We start from the raw sequence: 6,532 nt of genomic DNA, 5'->3' as shown, positions 1-6,532 counted from the left end.
GAGAGTCCATCGTCCGCGCATAAGGCGTGAGTTACAAACGCAAATTTTTGAACAGACTCATCAATTAATTAGGGCAAAGGTGCAGAGAAGGTGGGTTTCGCACCTCTATATACTAGAACAGAAGTGCGGGACTGGCGGGAGAGGAGGGCAGGAGATATAAAAACGTAGTCAGAGTGCATTATTCTCTTTCTTTTTCCCAACTGACCAGAATTGAGATTTCATCAGGTTGCGCGATGAATTTACTGAGTGTGGCGGTATGACCGTCTTTCATCATGACCGATACAGCGACGCCGGTCACCCCGTCGGTCAGCGGGGTTTCCTCAACGCGCTGTAACATTTTCAGGCAGGTATATTGCTGCCCCGGTGGCAGATGTCTGAACTGATCGGTGTGGTGCTTTTTCATATCGGCGTCCTTCCATAAATTTGCCCGTCACGCATCAGAACCAGCTTGTGCGTGCGCTTGTAATAAATCGCTGTGAAAACGCCTTTGCGATAGACCTGAGCATCTGCGTTATCTTCATCAAGATATGCGGCGGTCCCTTCGATATATCCCTGTTTATCCGCAGGAAAGATTTTGACGTCGATACCTTTAATGCGCGCATGCACGATCTTTTTAGCGGCCTGGGCATATTGCGTGGAGGCATTTTCCATTGCCTGCTTAAGGGCAACACTCTGAATGGCGGTCTGACGATTTTGTTCAGCCATATAACAGGTATCTTTGGAGACGCCCTGTGACTGGCAGTCAGCCATTCTTGAAGCCTGAGTAGAGCAACCGGAAAGCAGGATAATGGCTGCAAAAACGATAAATTTTTTCATTGAGATTTACCTGAAAGGGAAGAACGGGGGACGGAGCCCCCGGAACGATTTACCAGCCAACGCTCACGCCAGCGCCATAACCAAAGTTACTTTGCGTGTCGTCGGAGACTGACATTTTGACAATGGTGGATCTGCTGGCATGGAATGAAGCGCCAACGGACAGAGCGTTTTGCGCATCATAACCGCCGACACCGGCACCCACCGCGAACTGTTGGGATTCCTGCACCTGAGGGATATTGGCCTGCGCCATAGCGGAAGCCGATCCGGCAGCGGCTTCTTTTTTGTTGTCATCAACCTCAGATTTTAACGCGGAGAATTTTGAGTTGGTGTAGTCCTGAGACTTCTGCAACACCTGAGCGTCTGCGGCAGCACGGCTGTGAGATTCAGAGAGAATTTCGGCGTGATTTTGTTCAGCTTCGGCATTCAGGGCAGTGATCTGTTGGTCGTAATAGCTTGAACGAACCCTTATATCTTGTGAATAGGGGGAGGAGCCGGGCTGCGATGTAATCCCCTGTTTTTTGGGAATAACAGGATTCTGCTGCTCTGTCGTGCTAACACTAACGGGATTCCCGGTAGGGTCATTTTTGGCCGGAGTGATCAGCACAGGGTTCCCGGTAGGGTCATTTTTGGCCGGAGTGATCAGCACAGGATTCCCGGTAGGGTCATTCTTGGCCGGAGTGATCAGTACAGGATTCCCGGTAGGGTCATTTTTGGCCGGAGTGATCAGTACAGGGTTCCCGGTAGGGTCATTTTTAAGCGGAGTGATCAGCACAGGATTCCCGGTAGGGTCATTTTTAGGCGGAGTGATCAGTACAGGATTCCCGGTAGGGTCATTTTTGACCGGAGTGATCAGCACAGGGTTCCCGGTAGGGTCATTTATAACAACGCCATCTTTAGCGGGTTCTGCGGGGGTTAAAGTAATTAACGGCACGGTTTCTGTTTTTATTGGCTCAGCCATCGAAATTTGGTCTACCGGAACTGTCGAGGTTCCGTTGTAGTAAGTATTGTTCAACAGGTAGTCGTGTACCTGCTGGAAACTGGTGGCGCTTTCAATTCCCTGTTTTATGTAATTTGGGTAACTCTGATGTGCGGAAAGATACTGATTAACTGCATCCGTTTCTTGCGATGTGAAGGCCGCACTGGCTGATTGTATGAAAGTTACAGAACTAACCATCAGTAACGACCCTGCAAGCATCCTGCAAAACGTAGCAGCAGAGACTCCAAATGGCTTCGTGAGGATCTTATTCTCGCGATTAACTTTGCGATTTGCAGCGGCGCTATGTTGAATTCGTTCTGAAACTTGTGCAGTCATTTGTTTTTTCCGATATTGAAATAAGTATCTGTTAGCGACAAATAAGAAGCATTATCAGAACGCTCTTTCTGTCTCTTTACGAAAATCATACATGCGGTGAATGTGACTTGCTTCACGCATTCAACGAACGTTTGACTTATGTCAAGAAACGTAAAGTTATAGCGCTACATGAATTTGTTTCACTTAGCTTGTTTGTTTGTAGCTAGCAGACACTAATCTTTGTGTCAGTAACACTGAAAACCAGGAATTCTCGTAGCGAGTAGCGACGGGATGGAATCTCTATGAGATTCCTGTACAATGAGTATGGTTATATAAATTGGAGATAAGTTTATGGCAGATAACGCAAATGAGTTCCTGGACTATGTCCGGAGGCTGGATATCGACCAGCCCGCGTTGTGTATTCTGTTGGGACTGCCTCGCAGCACGCTAAATAAGTGGATCAACGGCACTGTGACGCAGATCCCACAAGTGGCGGTAACGGCAATCAGAATGCTGTGGTTTATGCGTAAGAGTGATGAAGCACTGTTTGAAAAGTGGGCAATGGTGCAGGATTTTGGCGTCACCGCCGATTATGCGGTCAATGATAAGGCGCAGGAGTTTTTGCATACCATCAGGCGCGAGCCGAGTGCGCCAATCAAAAAGTTACTGATGAAATAATGGCGCTGGCAGGGTTTTATACAGCGTCCACACGACAATAAAAAAGGCGGCTAACCTGACGGGTTAATCGCCTTTTTTACCTTCAGGGCAGGGTGAATGGCTCAGACAACGACGTCGAAAATCATCTTCACGGGTTCGATATTGGTGAAGTTTGCCACGTCAGCGACAAAATCTGCCGCATTGTCTTTCATGCCTTTTTCAAAATCTTCCATTGAGTTGCAATAGATATGGCAGGCGGCGATGAATGGCGACTCAGCCGGAGCGCCCTCAGGCATTTTATCAATAGCGTAAGAATGGCAAAACTCGCCCATGCGGCGTTTGATCAGCGGTAAATGCACATCACGATAATAATCATGATCAAAGGTTCCGTTTTCGATATTTGGATACATCACACTGTATTTAATCATTTTATGACTCGTCTTTTCCCGGATAAAAATCAATTTTAGCCTACCGGCTAAGAATACACCGCGCCATTTGTGCCTGATGTTATTTATCTGAAAAATCATTCATCTGCATACATGTACTATGCTTAATAGATTGATATTTAGTATGGGATAGACATGGGATTTTTAGGTTGGACAGCGGCGGTCGGAGGACTGCTATTGATTATGTCACTCGCATCGGGGTGGATTTCCCGCGGTCCGGTGACGACGTTTGGTTTATATCTGGCCGCAGGGATCGTCTGCGGTCCCTGGGTTTTGGATTTACTGCATATCGATCTGGTGGCGTATTCCACCCTCACCGCACATTTCACTGAAATCGCCATGGCGGCGTCATTATTTATTACCGGACTGAAACTCCGGTTGCCCTTTCGCGCACAAAGCTGGCGCGTCGGTGTGTTACTGGCTTTTCCTGCCATGTTACTGACCGTCCTGTGCGTCGCGGCTATTGCCCATTACATTACAGGTATTTCATGGCCACTGGCTCTTGCGTTGGGTGCCATCATTGCGCCGACGGATCCGGTGCTGGCCAGCATGATTGCAGTGAATGATGCCAATGATGATGACGGACTCAGGGTTGCGCTTTCCAGCGAGGCGGGGATGAATGATGGTTCCGCGCTGCCCATCCTGATGCTGGCGCTGATGTTGTTTACCGCGCATGAAGGATTATCTTCACAAGAATTGTGGCACTGGGCATGGCGCGATGTGATCTGGGCATTGCTCGGCGGGCTGGCAATTGGCTTCGCGATGGGGAAACTGGTCGGGCTAAGTGCGACGCGTTTTCACAGCCGTCAGCGTACGGTCGCACCGAGTGATTTTCTGGCGTTGTCACTGATTGCGCTCAGTTACGCGGCCGCACAATCTCTTGATGCTTCCGGTTTCCTTGCAGCCTTTGCCGCCGGTGTCGGGTTGCGCAGCGCGGAAGTGCGCGTGGTCTCTTTGCATCCGCCGGAGGATCTGACGGACGGGTCGCGCCCGCCACCCGCTGAAGGCATGGTCAATCCACACCAGCGTCATTCGATGCAAGCTGAAATGCCGCGCAATTCGATCGGACTGATGGTGGGTGATGCACTGTCATTTGGCGATACCATTGAGCGGATTTTTGCCGCCGGGATTGTCATGGTGCTCGGGATAACGCTGGCGGAACACTGGGAGCCGATGGGGCTGTTGATCGCTGCGCTGCTGTTTATCGTCATCCGTCCTCTGGCTGTTTATATCACGACAATAGGCGTACACGTGCCCAAGGGCAGGCGGCTGATGATTGGCTGGTTTGGTATTCGCGGTATCGGCAGTATGAACTATATCGCTTACGCCTGGACGCACGGATTGCATGGCGCGGACGCCAACTATATGACCAACATCGCGTTCACGGTGATTGTCACCAGCGTGGTGATCCACGGCATAACCGTATCACCGGTGCTGCACTGGCGGCAGGCAAGGCAGGAAGCAGCGCAGGAAGAGCGGGAGGCACGGGAGAAAAGCCAGGAAGAAAAGGCATAAAAAACGGACGCTCAGGGCGTAATGCCGGTCAGTTAAGCATTTTTATGAATACAAATTCATTTTTGTGCTTCAAAGGATAATGAAGGAATCAGGCTTATAGCGCTATTTTTCTTCATCGAAGGCCCAAATTCACGGACCTCATTTCCTTAAGTGACCAGCATTACGCTCAGGGCGTCCGTTTCTGTTTCTGGCGTTGCGGTCAGGCAATCTGTTTTTTACTGAGGCTGAGCATAAACAACACCGCAGCGCACAGCACGACAGAAGGGCCAGCAGGCGTATCATAGAATGCAGAGAACGTCAGGCCGCCGGTCACCGCAATGATGCCAACCGCTACCGCGACGCAGGCCATTTGCTCAGGCGTTTTAGCGAAGCGTCGCGCTGTCGCGGCGGGGATAATCAGCAACGAGGTGATGATCAGCGCGCCGACGAACTTCATCGCCAGACCGATCGTCAGCGCTGTTACCAGCATCAGGACGATACGTGTGCGTTGCAGTTTTACGCCATCAACATGAGCAAGTTCCGGGCTGATGGTCATGGAAAGCAATGCCCGCCATTGCCAGCACAGCACCGCAATCACCACCGTCACGCCAGCACCAATCATCCAGATGTCGCTGTAGGTCACTGACAGCAAATCACCAAACAAATACGCCATCAGATCCACACGTACGCCGGACATCAGGCTGACCACCACCAGACCGAGTGACAGGGCGCTGTGCGCCATAATTCCGAGCAGGGTATCGACGGCCAGATGCGGTTTACGCTCGAGCACCACCAGTAACACGGCCAGCAATAACGTGACGGCGATAACGGTATAGAAAGGATTTACATTAAGCAGCAAGCCAAACGCTACGCCGAGCAGAGAGGCGTGGGCCAGCGTATCGCCAAAATAGGACATGCGGCGCCAGACGACAAACGAGCCCAGCGGGCCAGCGGCAATCGCCAGCAATACACCCGCCAGCCAGCCGGGTAATAACAGCGCGATCATGCGTCACGACCTCCGGTGTTGCGCAAAATTATCTTTCCCTTTAAATCATGACGATGGTTGTGGTTGTGACGGTAAATCGCCAGTTGCTCGGCGCCACGGTTACCGAACATCGCAATAAATTCCGGATGCGTAGAGACCACTTCCGGCGAGCCGGAACAGCAGATGTGCTGGTTCAGGCACAGCACTTCGTCCGTTTTCGCCATCACCAGATGCAAGTCATGCGACACCATCAGCACCGCGCACCCCAATTCGCAGCGCAGGCTGTCGATCAGGTCGTACAGCGCCAGTTGTCCGTTGACGTCAACACCTTGCGTCGGTTCATCGAGCACCAGTAACTGCGGGCTGTTCATTAACGCACGCGCCAGTAAAACACGCTGATTTTCGCCGCCGGAAAGTTTTTGCATCGGTTGATCCAGCAGGTGCGCAGCCTGTACGCGTTTGAGCGCGGGCAGAATATCGCTTTTCTTCACACCGGGTTTCAGTCGCATAAAGCGGCTGACGGTCAGCGGCATGGTGGGATCAAGATGAATTTTTTGCGGAACATAGCCGATACGTAAACCGGGTTCGCAAGTCATCGTGCCTTCTGTCGGCGCAATCAGGCCAAGCACAACGCGCACTAATGTGGATTTCCCTGCGCCATTCGGGCCGAGAAGGGTCAGAATTTTCCCCGGTTGCAGGCTTAGCGAGATGTTGGACAACACGCGTCGCGAACCGAAAGTCACTGAAATATTTTGGAGCGTAGCTAATGTGGGCATGTCATAGGGTCTTGCAGAACAAATCGGATGTTATAATATTGCGTTTCGCTAAAAATAACCAGTTTTC

8 protein-coding genes are annotated in these 6,532 nt (G+C 51.0%); 2 read left to right on the top strand and 6 right to left on the bottom strand.

The genetic code is table 11. From position 1 onward, the window contains the following. Window positions 1-178 precede the first annotated feature (178 nt). From HGO41_RS14880 to HGO41_RS14870, 3 genes are read right to left on the bottom strand one after another with little or no spacing between them, the layout of a single operon-like run. A complete protein-coding gene (locus HGO41_RS14880; RefSeq protein WP_013575298.1) occupies window positions 179-403 on the bottom strand; it encodes a hypothetical protein in 225 nt (74 codons plus the stop codon). Continuing rightward, complete coding sequence (locus HGO41_RS14875; RefSeq protein ID WP_013575299.1) at window positions 400-816, bottom strand: hypothetical protein; 417 nt, start codon at window positions 814-816, stop codon at window positions 400-402. The genes HGO41_RS14880 and HGO41_RS14875 overlap by 4 nt, the downstream gene beginning before the upstream one ends. 49 nt (window positions 817-865) lie before the next feature. Next, entirely contained in the window at window positions 866-2,128 is a 1,263-nt protein-coding gene (locus HGO41_RS14870; protein WP_250981178.1) for a YadA-like family protein, read from the bottom strand. 330 nt (window positions 2,129-2,458) lie between these two features. Here HGO41_RS14870 and HGO41_RS14865 point away from each other — a divergent pair, with 330 nt between their 5' ends. Next, window positions 2,459-2,785 carry a hypothetical protein gene (locus tag HGO41_RS14865; RefSeq protein ID WP_013575301.1) on the top strand — a complete coding sequence of 109 codons (327 nt, stop codon included), beginning with the start codon at window positions 2,459-2,461 and terminating at the stop codon, window positions 2,783-2,785. Window positions 2,786-2,886: 101 nt separating this feature from the next. On the opposite strand, the gene HGO41_RS14860 is transcribed toward HGO41_RS14865, so the two are convergent. Then, window positions 2,887-3,192: an EthD family reductase gene (locus HGO41_RS14860; RefSeq protein ID WP_250981177.1), complete on the bottom strand. Its 306-nt coding sequence runs from the start codon at window positions 3,190-3,192 to the stop codon at window positions 2,887-2,889. Window positions 3,193-3,345: 153 nt separating this feature from the next. On the opposite strand from HGO41_RS14860, the gene HGO41_RS14855 reads away from it, so the two are divergent. Continuing rightward, complete coding sequence (locus tag HGO41_RS14855; RefSeq protein ID WP_013575303.1) at window positions 3,346-4,725, top strand: cation:proton antiporter; 1,380 nt, start codon at window positions 3,346-3,348, stop codon at window positions 4,723-4,725. Between the two features lie 199 nt (window positions 4,726-4,924). On the opposite strand, the gene znuB is transcribed toward HGO41_RS14855, so the two are convergent. Next, entirely contained in the window at window positions 4,925-5,710 is a 786-nt protein-coding gene (gene znuB, locus HGO41_RS14850) for a zinc ABC transporter permease subunit ZnuB (RefSeq protein WP_013575304.1), read from the bottom strand. After that, the gene (gene znuC / locus HGO41_RS14845; RefSeq protein WP_250981176.1) at window positions 5,707-6,465 is read right to left on the bottom strand and encodes a zinc ABC transporter ATP-binding protein ZnuC; all 759 of its coding nucleotides are present in this window, start codon (window positions 6,463-6,465) and stop codon (window positions 5,707-5,709) included. The genes znuB and znuC overlap by 4 nt, the downstream gene beginning before the upstream one ends. Window positions 6,466-6,532 lie beyond the last annotated feature (67 nt).

It is taken from the genome of Rahnella sp. CG8, assembly GCF_023701875.1.
Classification (GTDB): domain Bacteria; phylum Pseudomonadota; class Gammaproteobacteria; order Enterobacterales; family Enterobacteriaceae; genus Rahnella; species Rahnella aceris.
Note: the sequence above shows the minus strand (reverse complement) of the source record. Positions and strands in the feature narration are given on the sequence as shown.

Coding starts and splice junctions, on each gene's coding strand:
- HGO41_RS14880 (WP_013575298.1), bottom strand. CDS start 403: ATGAAAAAGCACCACACCGATCAGTTCAGACATCTGCCACCGGGGCAG.
- HGO41_RS14870 (WP_250981178.1), bottom strand. CDS start 2,128: ATGACTGCACAAGTTTCAGAACGAATTCAACATAGCGCCGCTGCAAAT.
- HGO41_RS14875 (WP_013575299.1), bottom strand. CDS start 816: ATGAAAAAATTTATCGTTTTTGCAGCCATTATCCTGCTTTCCGGTTGC.
- znuC (WP_250981176.1), bottom strand. CDS start 6,465: ATGCCCACATTAGCTACGCTCCAAAATATTTCAGTGACTTTCGGTTCG.
- znuB (WP_013575304.1), bottom strand. CDS start 5,710: ATGATCGCGCTGTTATTACCCGGCTGGCTGGCGGGTGTATTGCTGGCG.
- HGO41_RS14855 (WP_013575303.1), top strand. CDS start 3,346: ATGGGATTTTTAGGTTGGACAGCGGCGGTCGGAGGACTGCTATTGATT.
- HGO41_RS14860 (WP_250981177.1), bottom strand. CDS start 3,192: ATGATTAAATACAGTGTGATGTATCCAAATATCGAAAACGGAACCTTT.
- HGO41_RS14865 (WP_013575301.1), top strand. CDS start 2,459: ATGGCAGATAACGCAAATGAGTTCCTGGACTATGTCCGGAGGCTGGAT.